The organism is Micromonospora sp. NPDC049048, assembly GCF_043197615.1.
Classification (GTDB): Bacteria; Actinomycetota; Actinomycetes; order Mycobacteriales; family Micromonosporaceae; genus Micromonospora.
This window is the reverse complement of sequence record NZ_JBICTM010000006.1, coordinates 261,993-280,484: the sequence shown is the minus strand read 5'-3', so window position 1 is coordinate 280,484 and position 18,492 is coordinate 261,993. Positions and strand designations below refer to the sequence as shown.

16 protein-coding genes and 1 pseudogene are annotated in these 18,492 nt (G+C 72.3%); 8 read left to right on the top strand and 9 right to left on the bottom strand.

All coding sequences use genetic code 11. The annotated features are described in order from the left end of the window. Positions 1-54: 54 nt before the first annotated feature. The 6 genes from ACGFIG_RS20870 to ACGFIG_RS20845 all read left to right on the top strand — a co-directional run bounded on the left by ACGFIG_RS20870 (position 55) and on the right by ACGFIG_RS20845 (position 6,350). The gene (locus tag ACGFIG_RS20870; protein WP_393005190.1) at positions 55-1,662 is read left to right on the top strand and encodes a protein kinase family protein; all 1,608 of its coding nucleotides are present in this window, start codon (positions 55-57) and stop codon (positions 1,660-1,662) included. 43 nt (positions 1,663-1,705) lie between these two features. Then, a complete protein-coding gene (gene sigM, locus ACGFIG_RS20865; protein WP_393005188.1) occupies positions 1,706-2,491 on the top strand; it encodes an RNA polymerase sigma factor SigM in 786 nt (261 codons plus the stop codon). Further along, complete coding sequence (locus ACGFIG_RS20860; RefSeq protein ID WP_393005186.1) at positions 2,488-3,546, top strand: hypothetical protein; 1,059 nt, start codon at positions 2,488-2,490, stop codon at positions 3,544-3,546. The genes sigM and ACGFIG_RS20860 overlap by 4 nt, the downstream gene beginning before the upstream one ends. 179 nt (positions 3,547-3,725) lie before the next feature. Continuing rightward, positions 3,726-4,679, top strand: coding sequence for a thioredoxin-disulfide reductase (gene trxB, locus ACGFIG_RS20855; protein WP_393005184.1), 954 nt, complete (start codon positions 3,726-3,728; stop codon positions 4,677-4,679). A 33-nt stretch (positions 4,680-4,712) separates the two neighbouring features. After that, positions 4,713-5,036 carry a thioredoxin gene (trxA, locus tag ACGFIG_RS20850; RefSeq protein ID WP_132235478.1) on the top strand — a complete coding sequence of 108 codons (324 nt, stop codon included), beginning with the start codon at positions 4,713-4,715 and terminating at the stop codon, positions 5,034-5,036. A gap of 150 nt (positions 5,037-5,186) precedes the next feature. Continuing rightward, positions 5,187-6,350: an N-acetylmuramoyl-L-alanine amidase gene (locus ACGFIG_RS20845; protein WP_393005182.1), complete on the top strand. Its 1,164-nt coding sequence runs from the start codon at positions 5,187-5,189 to the stop codon at positions 6,348-6,350. A 34-nt stretch (positions 6,351-6,384) separates the two neighbouring features. Here ACGFIG_RS20845 and ACGFIG_RS20840 read toward each other — a convergent pair whose 3' ends face one another. After that, positions 6,385-7,050, bottom strand: coding sequence for a GNAT family N-acetyltransferase (locus ACGFIG_RS20840; protein ID WP_393005180.1), 666 nt, complete (start codon positions 7,048-7,050; stop codon positions 6,385-6,387). Positions 7,051-7,354: 304 nt separating this feature from the next. On the opposite strand from ACGFIG_RS20840, the gene ACGFIG_RS20835 reads away from it, so the two are divergent. Beyond that, entirely contained in the window at positions 7,355-8,668 is a 1,314-nt protein-coding gene (locus ACGFIG_RS20835) for a PLP-dependent aminotransferase family protein (RefSeq protein WP_393005178.1), read from the top strand. A 7-nt stretch (positions 8,669-8,675) separates the two neighbouring features. After that, positions 8,676-9,674: a D-alanine--D-alanine ligase gene (locus tag ACGFIG_RS20830; RefSeq protein ID WP_393005176.1), complete on the top strand. Its 999-nt coding sequence runs from the start codon at positions 8,676-8,678 to the stop codon at positions 9,672-9,674. Positions 9,675-9,762: 88 nt separating this feature from the next. Here the strand turns inward: ACGFIG_RS20830 and ACGFIG_RS20825 are convergent. The 8 genes and pseudogenes from ACGFIG_RS20825 to rnpA form a co-directional block, all read right to left on the bottom strand. Beyond that, positions 9,763-10,488 (bottom strand): annotated as a pseudogene (locus ACGFIG_RS20825) (hypothetical protein); the annotation flags it as partial. 1,875 nt (positions 10,489-12,363) lie between these two features. Then, a complete protein-coding gene (locus tag ACGFIG_RS20820; RefSeq protein WP_393005174.1) occupies positions 12,364-13,410 on the bottom strand; it encodes a ParB/RepB/Spo0J family partition protein in 1,047 nt (348 codons plus the stop codon). Positions 13,411-13,437: 27 nt separating this feature from the next. Continuing rightward, positions 13,438-14,742, bottom strand: a complete 1,305-nt coding sequence (locus ACGFIG_RS20815; protein WP_393005172.1) for an AAA family ATPase — start codon at positions 14,740-14,742, stop codon at positions 13,438-13,440. 271 nt (positions 14,743-15,013) lie between these two features. Continuing rightward, positions 15,014-15,763, bottom strand: a complete 750-nt coding sequence (gene rsmG, locus ACGFIG_RS20810; protein ID WP_393005170.1) for a 16S rRNA (guanine(527)-N(7))-methyltransferase RsmG — start codon at positions 15,761-15,763, stop codon at positions 15,014-15,016. A gap of 211 nt (positions 15,764-15,974) precedes the next feature. Then, a complete protein-coding gene (locus tag ACGFIG_RS20805; RefSeq protein WP_393005168.1) occupies positions 15,975-16,565 on the bottom strand; it encodes a protein jag in 591 nt (196 codons plus the stop codon). A gap of 215 nt (positions 16,566-16,780) precedes the next feature. Further along, positions 16,781-17,767: a membrane protein insertase YidC gene (yidC, locus tag ACGFIG_RS20800; RefSeq protein ID WP_393005166.1), complete on the bottom strand. Its 987-nt coding sequence runs from the start codon at positions 17,765-17,767 to the stop codon at positions 16,781-16,783. A 3-nt stretch (positions 17,768-17,770) separates the two neighbouring features. Then, positions 17,771-18,010, bottom strand: a complete 240-nt coding sequence (yidD, locus tag ACGFIG_RS20795; RefSeq protein WP_393005593.1) for a membrane protein insertion efficiency factor YidD — start codon at positions 18,008-18,010, stop codon at positions 17,771-17,773. 44 nt (positions 18,011-18,054) lie between these two features. Beyond that, positions 18,055-18,471, bottom strand: a complete 417-nt coding sequence (gene rnpA, locus ACGFIG_RS20790; RefSeq protein ID WP_393005164.1) for a ribonuclease P protein component — start codon at positions 18,469-18,471, stop codon at positions 18,055-18,057. Positions 18,472-18,492 lie beyond the last annotated feature (21 nt).

Below are 18,492 nucleotides of genomic sequence, written 5' to 3'. Positions count from 1 at the left end.
GCTCCGCGTCGACACCGGTCGGCCGGTTCCTTCGAAGGCAGAGCGGGAAGCCACATGCCCAGCAGCGCGGGTCCATCGATCGACACGATCACCGAGGGAGGACGGGTGACCCAGGTCGGCGAAGGTCAGGAGGCGGAGGAGAGCGCTCCTCAGGTCATGACCTTCGGTGCTCCCACGGCCGGTGAGATCCTCGCCGAGCGTTACGAGCTGGTCGAGCACATCAACAACGACAGCGCGGGTCGGCTGGTCTGGCGCGGGGTCGACGTCATCCTGCGCCGTCCGGTCGCGGTCGTGCTGCGCTATCCGGGTGGCGACTCGGCCACCGAGATGCTCCAGGGTGCCGTCGCGGCCAGCCGCGTCATCCACCCCAACCTGGTCGGCGTCTACGACGCGATCGACGAGGCCGAGCGGGCGTACGTGGTGCGCGAGTGGGTCGACGGGCAGTCGCTGCGCGAACTGGTCGCCGACGGTCCGTTGGACCCGGCCCGCGCCACCACCATCGGCAACGCGGTCGCCAGCGCCCTCGCCGCCGTGCACGCCACCGGCATGGTGCACGGCAACGTCCATCCCGGCACCGTGATGATCAGCGACGACGGCCGGGTGGTGCTGGCCGACGCGCGCACCGACGGCGCCGACAGCCAGCAGAGCGACGTCCGCGCGATCGGCGGGATCCTCTACTTCGCCCTGACCGGGCACTGGCCGCACGCCGAGGCCCCGCTGCGGGGCGCCACCGCCGGCCACGGCAGGGCCGCCATCTCCGACGCCGTCCGCGACGCGGCCGGCGCGATCGCCGCCCCCCGGCAGGTCCGGGCGGGCGTGCCGGCGTACCTCGACGACCTCACCATGGACCTGCTCGACGCCGAGATCGAGCCGCCCTCGTCGGACGTGCTCGCGGCCGAGCTGGCCCGACTGGACGTGCCGGCCGACGAGCAGTTCCTGGAGAGCGCCGGCCCGCTGCGCTTCACGGCCGACACCGGCGAGGAGCCGTCGCCGCTGGCCGCCGCCGGCGGACGCAAGGTCGCGATCGGCATCGCGGGCCTGCTGGCGGTCGCCCTGGTCGGTCTGCTGATCGGCATCACCACCCTGCGGGGCGGTGACGACGACCCCCAGACCAACCCGGTCGCCGCGCCCTCGTCGAGCGCACCCGCCGGCGACGACGCCACCCCGGCCGCCGTCACGGCCGGGCCCTTGAAGATCAACGCCGCCCGGATCATCGACCCCCAGGGCGACCGCACCGAGGTCCGCAACGCCGACAAGGTCTTCGACGGCAACGAGGACGAGGGCTGGGAGACCCAGACCTACCGGGGGCGCGCCAACTTCGGCAACATCAAGCAGGGCATGGGCGTCTGGATCGACCTCGGTGGCGAGCACACGGTGAAGTCCGTGCAGGTGCTGCTGTCCGCCCGGGGCGCCTCCGCCCAGCTCTACGCCGGCACCACCGACCAGCCGTCGTCGTCCTCCGGTGACGCGCAGCTCTTCGCGGACTACAAGAAGACCGCGATCGGCCAGCCGTTCGAGGAGCACGAGGGCACCAAGATGACCTTCAACGGCTTCAACGCCGACCAGAAGTACCGCTACCTGCTGTTCTGGATCACCGAGCTGCCGCCGAGCGACGGCGGCTACAAGCTCGGCGTCCAGGAGATCACGGTCCAGGGGTCGTGAGGCGGCCACCGCGCTCCGGGCACCGCATCCACCGGACGTGGTGATGGGCGTACGCGGGGAACGGACGACCGGTGGACCGGCAGGTCCACCGGTCTCGTCGGTGCCGCCGGCCGGGGCGGCGGACCTCGATCTCCTGCACGCCCACGTCGCCGGTGACCCGCACGCCTTCACCGAGCTGTTCCACCGGCACCGGGACCGGCTCTGGGCGGTGGCCCTGCGCACGCTCGGCGACCGCGAGGAGGCCGCCGACGCCCTCCAGGACGCCCTGCTCTCCGCCCACCGGGCAGCCGGCCGGTTCCGGGGCGACTCCGCTGTCACCACCTGGCTGCACCGCATCGTCGTGAACGCCTGCCTGGACCGGGTCCGCCGCCGCCAGGCGCACCCCACGGTGCCGCTGCCGGACGGGGTACGCGACACCGAGTCCGGCACCGGGGGCATCGAGCCGGCGGCGCCCGTACAGGACCACGACACCGCGCTCGTGGTCCGGCAGGCGCTCGCCGAGCTGCCCCCCGAGCAGCGGGCGGCGCTGATCCTGGTCGACGTGCAGGGCTATCCCGTTGCGGAGGTGGCCCTGATCCTCGGCGTCGCCGAGGGGACGGTCAAGAGCCGGTGCGCCCGGGGCCGGGCCCGCCTGGCGGCGCAACTCGGCCACCTGCGCCCCCGCCCCGCCCCGCGACCGGAGGCACAGTCCGGCCCACAACGGGCGGAGCGGACCCCGGCCACGAGACAGAACGTGCCGGCCGTCACCCGAGGGAACCCGCGGTCGCCCGAGGGCGTCCCATCGGGGTCGGGACGGTCCCGGCGGGATGTCCACCAGGAGGACGCGTGACGACCGGGGGGTTCAGGGAGGTCGACCACGACCTGCTCGCCGACTACCTCGGCGGGGCGCTGGTCGGCACGCCCGAGGAGGATCTCGTCGCCCGACTCGTCGACGAGGACTGGGCGCAGGCGTACGCGCTGCTGGCCCCGGCCGTGGCGGACGTCCGCGCGGACCTGGCCGCCTGGGGCTCCGCCGCGCCCGAGATGCCGGCCGACGTCGCCGACCGGCTCGTCGCCGCGCTGGCCCACGCCACCGCAGCCGATCCCGCGTACTCCGAGCTGAGCCGATCCGAGCCGGACCCCGCGACGCCGGACGGACCGGGGGCGGAACACGACGGGGAGCCCACCGAGGCACAGCCGGCCAAGGGACAGCCCCCGGTCAGGACGGGCACCGGTCCGCTGCCGACGCAGCCGCTCGGCGGGTCCGGTCGGCGTCCGGCCGGCGTACCCCGGTCGGAGCCGGGGCCCGGCGGGGGCACCGGGCCGGGTCGACGGCGGCGCCGCTGGACCCGGCTGGCCGGGCCGGTCGCGCTGGCCGCCGTGTCGATAGCGGCGGTCGGGCTCGGCGTCAACCAGTTCGTCAGGGACCAGCAGACGGACGGAGCCGCGGACTCGGCGTTGCCCGGCACCACGCACCGTGAGGACGCCGGCGCCACGCCCTTCCGGATCTCCGGCGAGCCGTCGGTACGCAGCGGGACGGACTACACGCCGGAGTCCCTGGCCGCCCTCGTGCCGTCGCCGAAGTCACGGCCGTTCGCCGGCGACCCGCCCGTGCAGCAGCCCGGCGTCCAGGCCGAGGGCGGGCGGGTGCCCAGCTCCGCCGTCGGGCTCGACCGGCTCACCGACCCGGCCGCGCTGGGCGCCTGCATCGGCGAGATCAAGGCCGAACACGGCCAGGGCCCGCTGGTGGTCGAGGTGGTGGACTACGCCCGCTTCCAGGGCCGACCGGCGCTGATCGTGCGGTTCACCGACGTCACGGGAGCGCACTGGGCCTGGGCGAGCGGACCGGAGTGCGGTGTGCCCGGGTCCGGCTCGGACAGCCGCTACCGCACGCGGGTAGGGTGAATTCGCGGGTCCCGGGCGTTTGACCGTTCACGTGACCTGACCCACCGGATGACCGGCTCGGGAATCCCCGGTTCGTACGATGACGTTCTGCACATCAGACTGCCGGCACCGCGAGGGGCGTCGGCATCGGATCGACATCGGTGCGCGCCGATGGCGAACAACACAATCGGGAGACGGCAGTGGACGAGGTCCGCAACCTGATCATCATCGGCTCCGGGCCAGCCGGTTACACGGCGGCGGTCTACGCGGCGCGCGCCAACCTCAAGCCGCTCATCATCGAGGGCGTGCAGTCCGGCGGTGCGCTGATGACCACCACCGAGGTGGAGAACTTCCCCGGATTCGCCGACGGCATCCTCGGTCCCGAGCTGATGGACAACATGCGCAAGCAGGCGGAACGGTTCGGGGCGGAGTTCCTCACCGACGACGTGACGCGGGTCGAGCTGAAGGACACCGGCAGCCTCGGCTCCGACGCCGTCAGCACCGTCTGGGTGGGCCAGACCGCGTACCGGGCCAGGGCCGTCATCCTCGCCACCGGCTCCGCGTGGCGTCCGCTCGGCGTACCCGGTGAGCAGGAGTACCTGGGCCACGGCGTCTCGTCCTGCGCGACCTGCGACGGCTTCTTCTTCCGCAACCAGCACATCGTGGTCGTGGGCGGCGGCGACTCGGCGATGGAGGAGGCCAGCTTCCTCACCCGGTTCGCCGACTCGGTCACCATCATCCACCGCCGGGACTCGTTCCGCGCCAGCAAGATCATGGCCGAGCGGGCGCTGAGCAACGAGAAGATCAAGGTCGAGTGGAACACCGTGGTCGAGGAGATCCTCGGCGACGACGGCAAGGTGTGCGGGGTACGGGTGCGCAACACGCACACCGGCGAGTCCAAGGTCCTCGACGTCACCGGCGTCTTCGTCGCCATCGGCCACGACCCGCGCAGCGAGCTCTTCCGGGACCAGGTGGAGCTGGACGACGAGGGCTACGTGAAGGTCGAGGCACCCAGCACCCGCACCAGCGTGCCCGGTGTCTTCGCCGCCGGCGACGTGGTGGACCACACCTACCGGCAGGCGATCACCGCCGCCGGCACGGGGTGTGCCGCCGCCCTGGACGCCGAGCGCTTCATCGCCACGCTGCAGGGCTGAACAACCGAACACATCCCCCGGAGGAGGGTCATAGTGGGAGCAACGAAGTCGGTCACCGACGCGAGTTTCGCCGCTGACGTGCTGAAGTCCGACAAGCCGGTTCTGGTGGACTTCTGGGCCGAGTGGTGCGGCCCGTGCCGCAAGGTGTCGCCGCTGCTGGAGGAGATCGCCGGCGAGATGGGCGACCAGGTCACCATCGTCAAGCTCAACATCGACGAGAACCCGGAGACCGCCCGCGCCTACCGCGTGATGTCGGTGCCGACCCTCACCGTCTTCAAGAACGGCGAGCCGGTGCAGTCGATCGCCGGCGCCAAGCCGAAGGGCGAACTCGTCAGGCTCATCGAATCGGCGCTCTGAGCAGCACCGACCCGCGTCGACCCCGTACCCGCTCCGGCGGGCACGGGGTCGACGCGTTTTCCCGACGTACCGCCCCCGGATCGCCCCGGACCGCATAACCTCAACCCGGGGCCGCCCGGCCAGCAACCGTCCGTGCAGAGGGGGTCGTGCGTGCGTCCGATCCGACCCGGTGACCGTGGACCCGCCGTCACCGAGATCCGTACGGTGCTGGCCGGTCTCGACCTCCTCGTTCCGACGGCGCCGGACGCCGACGAGTTCGACCCGCACACCGAACGGGCCGTGCGGGCCTTCCAGCAGTCCCGGGGGCTCAGCGTCGACGGTCGGGTCGGTGCGGAGACCTGGCGGGCCCTGGACGCCGCCCGCTGGCGGCTCGGCGCCCGCACGCTCTACCACGCCGTCCCGGAACCGCTCACCGGTGAGGACGTCCGCTCGCTCCAGGAACGGCTGCTGGAGATGGGGTACGACGTGGGGCGCGCGGACGCCATCTACGGCGTACGGACCGCGCGTGCGGTCGCGCAGTTCCAACGCGAGGTCGGGCTGACGCCCGACGGCTCGTGCGGCCCGCACACCACGAACGCGCTGCGCCGGCTCGGTCGCAAGGTCGTCGGAGGGCGCCCGCAGTGGCTGCGCGAGTCCGACGCCATCCGGCAGTCCGGCCCGACGCTGGTGGGCCGGACCGTCGTCATCGACCCCGGGCACGGGGGCACCGACCCGGGCGTGGTGGTGCCGGACGGGGCGCTGCGGTGGACCGAGGCGGATCTCGTGCACGACCTGGCCAGCCGGCTGGAGGGCCGGCTCGCCGCCTCCGGCGTCCGGGTGCAGCTCACCCGCGGGCCGGCCCCCGAGGAGTGCCTGCCCGACGACCGGCGGGCGGAGCTGGCCAACTCGCTCGGCGCCGACGTGTTCATCTCGCTGCACGCCGACGGGCACGCCAACCCGGAGGCGGAGGGGGTGGCGACCTATCACTACGGCACCGACAACGGGGTGACCTCGGCGACCGGGGAGCGGCTGGCCGGGCTGGTGCAGCGGGAGATCGTCGCCCGCACCGGCCTGCTCGACTGCCGCACGCACGCGAAGGCGTGGGACCTGCTCCGGCTGACCCGGATGCCGGCCGTACGCATCGAGGTCGGCTACCTCACCTCGCCCGCCGACCGGGCACGGCTGACCGATCCCCGCTTCCGCGACCGGGTGGTGGAGGCGATCGTCGCCGCCGTGCAGCGGATGTACTTCCCCATCGAGCGGGACGTCCCCACCGGCTCGATCGACGTCAGCGAACTGCGGGCGGTGGTGGCCGCCGGCACGGTGGTGGACTGAGCCTCCGCCGCTCCCGGAGTCGCCCGTTGCCGAGTCAGCCGGCGGTCGTACGGGTGGCGGGGGCCGGGCGGACCGGACGCAGCAGCGTCTCGGGACTCATCGAGCCGAGCAGCTTCTCCAACGCGTACTCGACGTCGGACTTCCAGCTCAGCGCCGTACGCAGCTCCAGCCGCAGCCTGGGGTAGCGCGGGTGCGGGCGTACCGTCTTGAAGCCCACGGAGAGGAAGAAGTCGGCCGGGGCGACGCAGGCACCGGCGGGGTCGGCCGCGTCGCCGAACTTGGCGTCGCCGAAGGCCTCGATCGCCTTGATGCCGCGCTTGGTGAGGTCCCGGGCGACGCCCTGGACCAGCATCCGTCCCAGCCCGCCGCCGGCGAAGGCGGGCACCACGTTGGCCGTCATCAGCAGCGCGGCGTCGGCGGAGACCGGAGACGTGGGGAAGGCCATCGAGCGCGGCACGTAGGCCGGTGGGGCGTACAGGACGAAGCCGGCCGGCATGCCGTCGACGTAGACGAGCTTGCCGCAGGAGCCCCACTCCAGCAGCGTCTGCGAGACCCAGGCCTCCTTCTCCAGCCCCGGGTCGCCCGCGGCGCAGGCCCGGTCCGCCGAAACCGGATCAAGCTCCCAGTAGACGCACTGCCGGCACGGACGGGGCAGGTCCTCCAGGGTGTCCAGGGTCAGACTGACCAGACGTCGCGACATTGGTGCATCCCCACACTAGGCTCGGAGGTGAGAACGGCATGGAACGACAACGCCGCCTTCCTGCCCCCCGACGAGCGATCGTACGCCGCAAACGGACGCCGCGGGAGGGGACGCGCGAATGCCCCTTCCGCCGGGACACCCGGGGCGCCGGGTCCGGGTCCGCGATGTGGACGGGGATCACCGTCACGCTGGCATCCTGGCAGGTTGCGACTAGGATCGGCACCGGCGTCCCGCGTCGCCATGGTCGCCGGTGTCCCGGGTACGCCGGGGCGGGAGCCACCCGAGCAGCCATCGAGGTGATGTCATGACCGGCACGACGCTCGACGACTACACCGACCGCTACGCCCGCCGCGTACGCGGCATGACCGCCTCGGAGATCCGCGCGCTCTTCGCGGTGGCCAGTCGGCCGGAGGTCGTCTCGCTCGCCGGAGGCGCTCCCTACATCGCGGCGCTGCCCCTCGACGCCGTCGGCGAGATGCTCGGCCGACTCGGTGCCGAGCACGGCGCCACCACCCTCCAGTACGGCATCGGCCAGGGCACCCTCGAACTGCGCGAGCGGATCTGCGAGGTGATGGCCCTCTCCGGCATCGACGCCGCCTGCGGCGCGTCCCCGGACGACGTGGTGGTCACCGTGGGCGGGCAGCAGGCCCTCGACCTGGTGGCCCGGCTCTTCCTCGATCCGGGGGACGTGGTCCTCGCCGAGGGCCCGACCTATGTCGGCGCGCTCGGGGTGTTCCAGGCCGCCCAGGCACAGGTCGCGCACGTGCCGATGGACGACGACGGGCTGATCCCGGAGGCGCTGGAGGCGGCCATCGCCGAGCAGGCGCGCGCCGGCCGGCGGGTCAAGTTCCTCTACACCATCCCGACCTACCAGAACCCGACCGGCGTGACCCTGACCGAGGAGCGGCGGGAGCGGGTCCTCGACATCTGCGAGCGGGCCGGCCTGCTCGTGGTCGAGGACGACCCGTACGGCCAGTTGGGTTTCTCCGGGGACGCGCCGGCCCCGCTGCGCGCGCGGCGCCGCGACGGGGTCTTCTACCTCAGCACCTTCTCCAAGACCTTCGCGCCCGGCCTGCGGGTCGGCTGGATCCTCGCGCCGCACGCCGTCCGCGACAAGCTGGTCATCGCCAGCGAGGCGCAGATCCTCTGCCCGAGCGGCTACGCGCAGGCCGCCGTCTCCACCTACCTCGGCACCATGCCCTGGCGGGAGCAGCTCAAGGTCTACCGCGAGGTCTACCGGGAGCGACGCGACGCGATGCTCACCGCGCTGGACGACCTGATGCCCGCTGGCACGACCTGGACGACCCCCGGCGGCGGCCTCTTCGTCTGGGCGACCCTGCCCGACGGCCTCGACTCCAAGGCGATGATGCCCCGGGCCATCGCCGCCCGGGTGGCGTACGTGCCGGGCACCGGCTTCTACGCCGACGGCACCGGCGGCGGCAACATGCGGCTCAACTTCTCCTTCCCGTCCCCGGAACGGATCCGCGAGGGCGTACGCCGACTGGCCGGCGTGATGGAGCAGGACATCGCCATGCGCCGGGTGTTCGGTGCGGTCGGCCACCCCGGTAAGCGGCGCGGGCAGGCCGGCGCGGACACGCCGGGACCCGACTTGGCATGATTCCGGCATGGTTCCCACCGCTGCCGACCGTTCCGTCGTGACCGACTCCGCCATCACCGCCGACCTGCGGGTGCTGGTGCTCGCCGGCGGGCTCTCCTACGAACGCGACGTCTCGCTGCGGTCCGGGCGCCGGGTGCTCGACGCGCTGCGCGCGGTGGGCGTGGACGCCGAGCTGCGGGACGCCGACGTGGCGCTGCTGCCGGCCCTGAACGCCGACCCGCCGGACGCCGTCGTGATCGCGCTGCACGGCGCCACCGGTGAGGACGGGTCGCTGCGCGGCGTGCTGGACCTCTGCGGCATCCCGTACGTGGGGTGCGACGCCCGCGCGTCGCGGCTCGCCTGGGACAAGCCCTCGGCCAAGGCGGTGCTCCGCGAGGCGGGCATCCCGACCCCCGACTGGGTCGCCCTTCCGCACGACCGGTTCTCCGAGCTGGGTGCCGTGGCGGTGCTCGACCGGATCGTCGAGCGGCTGGGGTTGCCGCTCATGGTGAAGCCCGCCCAGGGCGGTTCGGGGTTGGGCGCCGCCGTGGTCCGGGATGCCGCGTCCCTGCCGGCCGCGATGGTCGGCTGTTTCGCGTACGACTCGACGGCGCTGGTCGAGCGGTACGTGCCCGGCATGGACGTGGCGGTCTCCGTGGTCGACCTGGGTGACGGGCCGCGGGCCCTGCCGGCGGTGGAGATCGTGCCCCGCAACGGGGTGTACGACTACGCCGCCCGCTACACCGCCGGCCGGACGACCTGGCACACCCCCGCACGGTTGCAGCCGGCGGTGGCCGGGGCGGTCGCCGACGTCGCGCTGGCCGCGCACACCGCGCTGGGCCTGCGCGACCTGAGCCGCGTCGACCTGATCGTGGACTCCGCCGGGCGACCGCACGTGCTGGAGGTGAACGTCTCGCCGGGGATGACCGAGACCTCGCTGCTGCCACTCGCGGTCCAGGCCGCCGGTCTGGACTTCGGCCGGATGATCGGCACCCTGGTGGGCCGCGCCGCGACCCGGCGCCCCTGACCGACGGGGCTGTCCCGCCGCCACCGGCATTCGCCGGCCCTGACGCTTCCGCGCTGGCTGGCCGGCGAATGCGGTCGGGCGTCTAATCGTCCGACCGGCTGGCGTCCCCGGCGGGCACCTCGGCCGCCGGCTCCTCCGCTGGCGGGGTCTCCGCGGCGGACTCGATCACCGAGACCGGCTCACCTGCCGGCGGGTCGGCATCGGCCCGCGGATGCCCGGTGAAGCTGGACGGCGCCTGCCACTGGATGCGCGGTGGCTCCGCCAACGGCCGTCCCCCGAACTCCGCCAGCCAGGCGGCGACCATGGCGAGATTCTCTCGCCAACGTGCCTCGGAGATGGGCGGCAGGATCGAGTCCCACAGGGAGAGGAAGGTCCCCCGCAGCTGGAGCTGACCGTAGGGCCGGGCGAGGAACCACATGTGCAGGTGCGCGGAGCCGTCACCCCATCGGTTCACGTGCACCCGGGCCACCCCGTCGAGGGACCGGATGGCTCGTTCCAGCCGGACGGTCATGACGCCCAGCTCGGCGGCGAGCAGGTTCGGCAGGTCGCCGAGATCCAGATGCGAGCGGCTTTCCAGGATCAGCACCATCGGCAGCCCGGTGGGGCGGTCCATGGCGCGTACCCGCCATCGCTCGCCCACCCAGATGTACGCGTCGTCAGGGGCCGTGCAGGCGGTGCACTCCCGGTGCCCCTCACCCTTGCGGGGCGGCTCGACCGGGACCGGCTCGTCGAGTTGCTTGACACGAAGGTCGCCCTCGAAGGGAAAGGACGGCCACTGAGTGAAGTCCGGAACGGAGGGAGGGGTGTCTTGCACGACGCTGACACTAACCGTTCCGGGCACGACTGTCCCTACCCCGATCGACCGCTGCGGCGCACTCGTCCCGCCGGCGTACGGGCGATGCGAGTGGGCCCGTCCACAGGTCGTCCACAGACCGCCGAGAGCCGAACACACGCCGTCATCCACAGGCCGGCACACCGTTCCACGCGGGGTTTCACGTGAAACAGGCAGCCCTGTGGATAACTCCTGTGGATAACTTTCGGGCGCGATGGCGACCCCGTCACCCGTCGCGGGCGTCGATTCCACGTACGGCCACGGGCGCAGTTGGCACCTCTCGCAGCGGCTCACGAACGGCCCCGCGACGGGTCGACCACCTCGCGGGTGCTCTGCACGACGGCGACGGCGTGCCGGAGTCGACGGCTCCAACGGGTTGGCCCGCGAGACGAGATGTGGAGTCGGGGGTGACTGAAGAGGGGCGAACATGCCCGGGCGTCGAGTCGGCGGCCCTGCGCACAGCGGACCACCCGGCATGAGGTCTGTCGGCGACCAGGTGGTGCCCCAGCGGACCGGACCACCGGCTGAGGTCTGTCGGCGGCCAGGTGGTGCCCCAGCGGACATACTGGCTGAGGTCTGTCGACGGAACGAGGAGACGGCCCTCCCGGCGAGAGGGCCGCCGGGACACCGGCCGGCGGGGTGGCACGTCTCGGTCTTCCTACCCCGCTCGGTCGGCTAAGCGTCGGCAGCTGGTAACACGAGCGGCGACTCGATCTGCATGACAATCGGTGGCCCGTCTTGCGAGAGGAACGGGCGAAGCCGCAGCGGCGGCAGTCGCTGGCGAGCCACGCACCGGTGGCGCTACTGGTCGCCTCTCGGCGGAACCGGGCGGTGGGAGCCCGGACGGCGGCAGCCCCGGCGAATTCTGTAGCGGTGGCAGCCCGAGCGAATCTGAAGCAGGGGGGGTCCCGTGCAGCTGTAGCAGTGCTCCAGCAGTGGAGCCCCGCGAAGCTCTGGTCGGCCAACGCGGTCGCCGGCTGGTTGGAGCGGCTGCGGCTAATTGGATGGCAGCTACTGGGAGCGGTAACGGTCGCCGCTTGGCGCGCGGGCAGGATGCTCACCGTGGTAATCCGCCAGCGGTGCACCTTCAGTGCGCCGGCCGTGAGTACGGACGGAGGCCGGTTTCACGTGAAACCCGTCCGTCCTCGCTCTGGGCGTCGGCCGGATTGTCGAGCAGCACCGCGACGGTGCCTCGGTTTCACGTGAAACCCCAAGTGCTTCTGAAGCCAGAGAAGCATGCTGGGGAGTGCTGCGAGATGACCGCGTGGTGGCCGGCGAGCACCCGCGCCCCTGGCTAAGCCGCTTCATGCTCACAGCCCTGATCGCCAAATGAGGCCGTCTTCGCCGGCGTCTCCAGCTCAGCAAGAGCCACTGGCGTTTCTCTGGGCGGCTCCGCATGACGCAACAGCAAGACGGGCCCGGGGGCGCTCGATGAGCGTGCAGGCGCAGCCCTCTGTGTGGTCCGCAGCCTCGCCGTGGGCGGGGAACCCTCCGTCCCCTCGGGGGTGCTCCTGTGGACGCCGCAGAGGGGCGTACAGCAGGTCGCCCGGGGCGCGGGCATCTCGTGCCCCCCCTGGATTCGGCGGCGGCTGCGGACCCGAGCGGAATAGCGGTCGTCCATCTTCCGGGGCATTCAGGGCCGCTGGCGCCCCGCCGGTCCTCGGCTGGCTGCCTGCTTCCTTGTTGACCTCCGCCAGGAAAGAGCGCCTCGGCCTGCCGCACATGGAACGGCCGCGCGACCCGGAAGGTCGCGCGGCCGGTGGTGCTGTCGTTTCGTGCGGAGGCGGTGCGGCTGTCCCCGGGACGACCCGCAGGCAGTATGTCGGGCCCGGCCAGTTCGACCGAGGGGTTGCCCGCTCAGCTCTCCGGTTCCTCCTGCTGGCTGACGCCGATGATGTCCACGATCCGCTCCAGGTCGTCGACCGTCGCGAACTCGATCGTGATCTTTCCCTTGCTCCGGCCGATGTCCACCTTCACGCGGGTGTCGAACCGGTCGGAGAGTTTGTCGGCCAGGTCCGTCAGTGCGGGGGCGTGCGGCTTCGGGCGGCGCTTGGCCGCTTCCTTCTTGCCCGTACCGTCGCTCAGGGCCAGGGCGACGATCTCCTCGGTCGCGCGGACCGACAGACCCTCGGCGACGATCCGGAGTGCGAGCTGCTCCTGCGCCTCGGCCTCGTCGAGGCTCAACAGGGCCCGGGCGTGCCCGGCGGAGAGTACGCCGGCGGCGACCCGCTTCTGCACCGGTGCGGGCAGGTTCAGCAGCCGGATGGTGTTCGAGATCTGCGGCCGGCTCCGCCCGATCCGTCGGGCGAGTTCCTCGTGGGTGGCACCGAACTCGTCCAGCAGCTGCTGGTATGCGGCGGCTTCTTCCAGCGGGTTCAGGTTCGCCCGGTGGATGTTCTCGAGCAGCGCGTCGCGGAGCATGGCGTCGTCGCGGGTGTCCCGGACGATCGCCGGGATGTGCTCACGCCCGACAGCCTGCGCGGCGCGCCAGCGCCGCTCGCCCATGACCAGTTCGTACTTCTCGTCGTCGAGCTGCCGTACGACGATCGGCTGGAGGAAGCCGACCTCCTGGATCGAGGTCTTCAGCTCCTCCAGGGCGTCCTCGTCGAACACCTGGCGAGGCTGCTTCGGGTTCGGCACGATGGTGTCGACCGGGATCTCGGCGAACCGGGCACCCGGCACGGGGCTGAGCGCGGGCTGCGGCTCAGGCTGCGCCGATGGGAGCGGACTCGCCGCGGCGGGCACCGGCTCCGTCGACGGAGCGGCGGCAGCTCCGTTCGGCGTCTCGACCGCCGCAGGCGGCTCGGCGATCGGGCCCGACTCCACCACGGTGGTCGGCGCCGGCCCGGTCGGGATGAGGGCCCCCAGGCCCCGTCCCAGACCGCCCCGAGGACGGTTCTTCATGCCACGCCTCCCAGCGACTGATCCGCACTACGCATTCCGACCCACCGGCTCCTTGACGCCACGCTCGGCGATCTCCTGGGCGGCTTCGAAGTAGCTCGTCGCCCCCCGCGATCCCGGATCGTAGGTCATCACCGACTGGCCGTAGCTGGGCGCCTCCGAGACGCGGACGTTGCGGGGGATGACCGCCTGGAGCACCTTGTCGCCGAAGTGGTTCCGCACGTCCTGCTCGACGGCGTCGGCCAGCCGGGTACGCCGGTCGTACATGGTGAGCAGGATGGTGGAGACGTCGAGCCTGGGGTTGAGGTGCTGACGGACCAGGTTGATGTTGTTGATCAGCTGGTTCAGCCCCTCCAGCGCGTAGTACTCGCACTGGATCGGGATGAGCACCTCCTGCGCGGCCACGAGCGCGTTGACCGTGAGGAGGCCGAGCGAGGGCGGGCAGTCGATGAAGACGTAGTCGAAGTGGCCCGGGTACGCCTCGATCGCCCGGGACAGCCGGGACTCGCGCGCGACGACCGACACCAGCTCGATCTCCGCGCCGGCGAGGTCGATCGTCGCTGGTACGCACCAGAGGTTGGGGATGCCCTCGACGCCCTGGGCTACCTCCTCCAGCGGCACGCTGTTGATGAGGCAGTCGTAGACGTCCGGCACGCCGGTGTGGTGCGGGACGTTCAGTCCCGTGGAGGCGTTGCCCTGCGGGTCCAGGTCGACCACCAGCACCCGGTTACCGTGCAGGGCGAGTGCCACCGCAAGGTTCACCGTCGTCGTGGTCTTTCCTACGCCGCCCTTCTGGTTCGCGACGCACATCACCCGGGTCCGTTCCGGTCGAGGCATCATCACCTCGCCACTCGGATTAAGGATCTGCACGGCGCGCATCGCCTCCATAGCCAACGGTGGGTCATCCTCTTCGCGCGTCGGGGTTTCACGTGAAACGTACGCGGCCTCGGCGACAGCGGCTCCTTGGGAGCCGACCGGGGGCGCGGACATGTCGGTGACGGGAACGGGTTCGGGGGTTGCGTCCGGCACGGAGTCCGGGGTCGGCTGCTGCGGCACGGCGGACTCGAACCGGACCGAGGCCGAGGCGTTGCGCCGGATGGGAACCACCCGGCCGCCCGCCGAGTTGTTGGCTCGCGGCACCTCGGGTACGGCCCTTGGCCCGGAGGGCTCCGGCACGACCGGCTCGACGCCGCCCGGCTGTGCGGACACGTTCCGGTTGGACGGCTGGTTCGAAGGCCCGTCGGGCGGCCAGCTCAGAAATTCGGTTTCACGTGAAACGGGGTCGCCCGCTGACCCGGTCACGCGTGGATCGTCGTACCTTCCGTCGTCATGCACCTGTCATCCCTACCCGCTTCGGATGGTCGGTCCGCACCCCGTCAACTGGCCGCACGCGATTCGCACCGTGGAGCGTGCGGCCCGGTGGAAGCGGCGGGACCGGTGAACATCCGTTGCCGCTGCTCCACACTATCGACGCGCAGCCAGCCTACGGCTCACGGGCGCAGCCGGTCCACGTCGGGTTCTCAATCCTTCCCGTCCACCCGTACCGGTTCAACGACGCAACCGCCGGTCGGGAAGCCGGACATCCGGCGTGGTGTCCGCGCGAGACTCAACGCCGCCGGGAGCGACCGCCCCGCGACCTCTTCGGGGCCTTCGGTCGAGCCGGCCCGACCACCCGCTCCCGCACGATCTCCACCACTGTCGTCGGCGGATCGATGACGCCCTCGCCGCAGCGATGCACCTCGGGCTCGCCGCCGCCCAGCCGGGCGACGGTCTGCGCGTGCTCGGCCACCTCGTCGGCAGCGGACGCGCCCTTGAGCGCGATCAGCCGACCGCCGGGCACGGCCAACGGCAGGCACCACGTGGAGAGCCGGTCCAGCGGGGCGACGGCCCGCGCGGTGACCACGTCCCCGCTCAACGGGCCGACACCCGTCGAGCCGGTCGCCGCCTCGTCGGCCCGCCCCCGGAACACCCGGACCATCTTCGCCAGCCCGAGGTGCTGCACCGCCTCGATGAGGAAGGACGTACGCCGGGCGAGCGGTTCGATCAGGGTCACCGTCAGGTCGGGTCGCGCGATTGCCAGCACCAGGCCGGGCAACCCGGCCCCGGAACCGACGTCGAGCACCGTCGCCCCGTCCGGGATCCGCTCGGCCACCGCCGCGCAGTTGAGCAGGTGCCGGTCCCAGATCCGGGGCGCCTCGCGCGGGCCGATCAGGCCGCGGACCACGCCGTCGGTGGCGAGCAGTTCGGCGTACGCGGCGGCCAGGTCGAGCCGGTCGCCGAAGAGCGCGCGCGCTGCCACGGCCAACTCCGGCGGCAGCACCGCATCGGCCGGAGACGGCCCAGCCTCGGAAGTCACAGCCGGCGAGGGCCCATCCTCTGCGGTGCCGGCCGGAGACAGCGCGCCCTCAGGGGTCGCGGTCGGGGGCAGTGCGGTGTCGGACGTCGCGGCCGGGGACGGCCCGGCGTCAGGGGTCGCGTTCGTCTCGGGCCGGACAGGCGACGGCCCGGGCGGCGTACCACCCGGGCCGTCCACGGCACCGGCCGTGGTGTCGTCGTGGGTCACCCGGTCAGTCCGCCGGCCGGACGATGATGCGCCGGTTCGGCTCGACGCCCTCGGACTCGCTCTCCACGCCGCTCATCGCGTTCACCACGTCGTGCACGCACTTGCGCTCGAACGCGGACATCGGCTCCAGGCGCACGGGCTCGCCGTGCTCCTTGACCTTCTCCACGGCGTTCTTGGCGACCGCGGCAAGCTCCTTGCGGCGGGTCGCCCGGTAGCCGCCGACGTCGAGCAGCAGCCGGCTCGGGGTGCCGGTCTGCCGGAAGACGGCCAGCCGGGCGAGTTCCTGAAGCGCCTCCAGGGTGGCGCCCCGCTGGCCCACGAGGTTCTGCAGCCGGCCACCGACCACCTCGACGACGGGACGACCGCCGGAGACCAGCTCGTCGATGTCGCCGTCGTAGTCGAGGATGTCGAGCAGGCCCTCGACGTAGTCCGCCGCGATCTCGCTCTGCCGGAACAGCTCGCTCTCGCCGACGGCCTTCTTCTCCTTCGGGCCCGACTCCGCGTCGGTCTCCTCGGTCTCGCCGTTCACCGCGGTCGGCTCGGTCCCCTCCTCGTCCAGGGACTCGTCGGCGCGGGGGGTGCTGGTGTCGGTCACGGTCTCATCTCCGTACTCGCTCGGCCGGACCGTCGGGTCCGCTGGTTTCCCGGGGCCGGCTGGAGGTTGCCGGTGCCCACGGGCACGTCTGTCGTACGGGCAGTGTCGCCCGTGGCCGCGCCGCGCGCGGCGGTTCCGCCCCGGCGCCGGCCGTACGGCGGCTGCGCGGTGCGGAACGGGCCGCCGTCGGTCTCCCGACGGCGGCCCGGATGTTCTCAGCCCTGCCGCTTGGCGGGGCCCTTCTTGGGGTTGACCGGCTTGGCTCCCGGCTTGGGACCGGCGACCTTCGGCGCGGCCGGCTTCGCCGGGGCCTGGGGGGCAGCCTTGGTACGGCCGAGCAGGCCGCCCGTCTTCGCCGGCTGCACCGGCTTGCGGGCCGTGGTGCCCGGCTTGCCGGCGGCGGTCGGCGGCGGCGGGAACTTCCGCAGCACCCACTGCTGCTGGGCGAGGGTGAAGAGGTTGTTGGTGACCCAGTAGATGATCACACCGATGGGGAAGATCGCTCCGGAGATGAGCAGCGACAGCGGGATGCCGTAGAGCATCAGCTTCTGGATCATCCGCTGCTGCGGGTCCTCGGCCCAGCCGGTCTTGAGGATCATCTGGCGGCTGGTGAGGTAGGTGGTGCCCATCATCACCAGGACGAGGATGCCGGCGATGATCTTCACCGTGGTGCCGTTGGCGCCGAGCCGCGCCAGCTCCTCGGCGGTGGAGCCGAACTTGCCGGCGATCGGGGCGGTGAAGAGCTTCGCGGAAGAGGCGCTCTCGAACTGGCTGATCGTCCAGCCGTAGAGGGTCTTCCCGGCCTCGCTCTTGTCCGGGTTGAGGCGGCGGAGCACGTGGAAGAGGCCCAGGAAGACGGGGATCTGGAGGAACATCGGAAGGCAGCCCATGAGCGGGTTGGCCTTTTCCTTCCGATAGAGCTCCATCATCTCCTTCTGGAGCGTCTCCCGGTCACCCTTGTGCTTCTCCTGCAGCGCCTTCACCTGCGGCTGGAGCGCCTGCATGGCCCGCTGCGACTTGATCTGCTTGACGAAGACGGGGAAGAGGATCACCCGGACGGTGACGACCAGGAAGATGATGGCGAGGATCCAGGCCCAGTTGGTGCCGATCACCGCCGGATCCGGCACCCCGACGAAGTCCCAGGCCCCATGCCAGACCAGCAGGATCCACGAAATCGCGTAGTAGATCCAGTCGAGGCTCAATTCTCAGACTCCAGTCACATCGGCGCGGCGGCGGCCGCCCGGCTCCGGCACCGGGTCGTGTCCACCTGGGTGGAAGGGGTGGCAGCGCAACAGCCGCCGGGCCGTCAGGCCAGCTCCCCGGATCGCGCCGTGCACCGCGACCGCCTCCAGGGCGTAGGCGCTGCACGACGGGTAGAACCGACAGCGGGCCGGCAGCGCCGGACTTATCCACCGACGGTACGCGATGACGGGCCCGGTCAGCAGCCGGGCACCGATCGTCGTCGGCCGGGGCCCGGCCGGTCCGGCGGTCACCGGGACCGCCGCCCGCGGGGCGCCTTCGCCGCCGCGATCGCCGCGTCCAGATCGGCGCCGAGTCGCGGGTACGAGGCGTCGGCCGCGGCGGGCAGCGCCCGTACGACCAGGGTGGCTCCGGTGGGCAGATCCGCCAGCCGCTCACGGACAAGGTGTCGCAGGCGACGCCGGACCCGGTTGCGGACCACGGCGTTGCCGACGGCCTTGGACACGACGAAGCCGGCGCGGGCCGGCGCGGAGGGTTGCTCCGCACCACTGCTCCGCGCCGGCTCCGGCGAGGTTGCTGTCGCGGGTTCGAGGGCTGCCGGCAGGCTCAGGTGGACGACGAGCGCGCCACGACCGGCTCGTCGGCCACCCCGGACCGCTGCGGCGAAGTCAGTGCTGCGCCGCAGTCGCTGTGCGGCCGCCAGCACGACTGCCCACGTCCCCCGGAC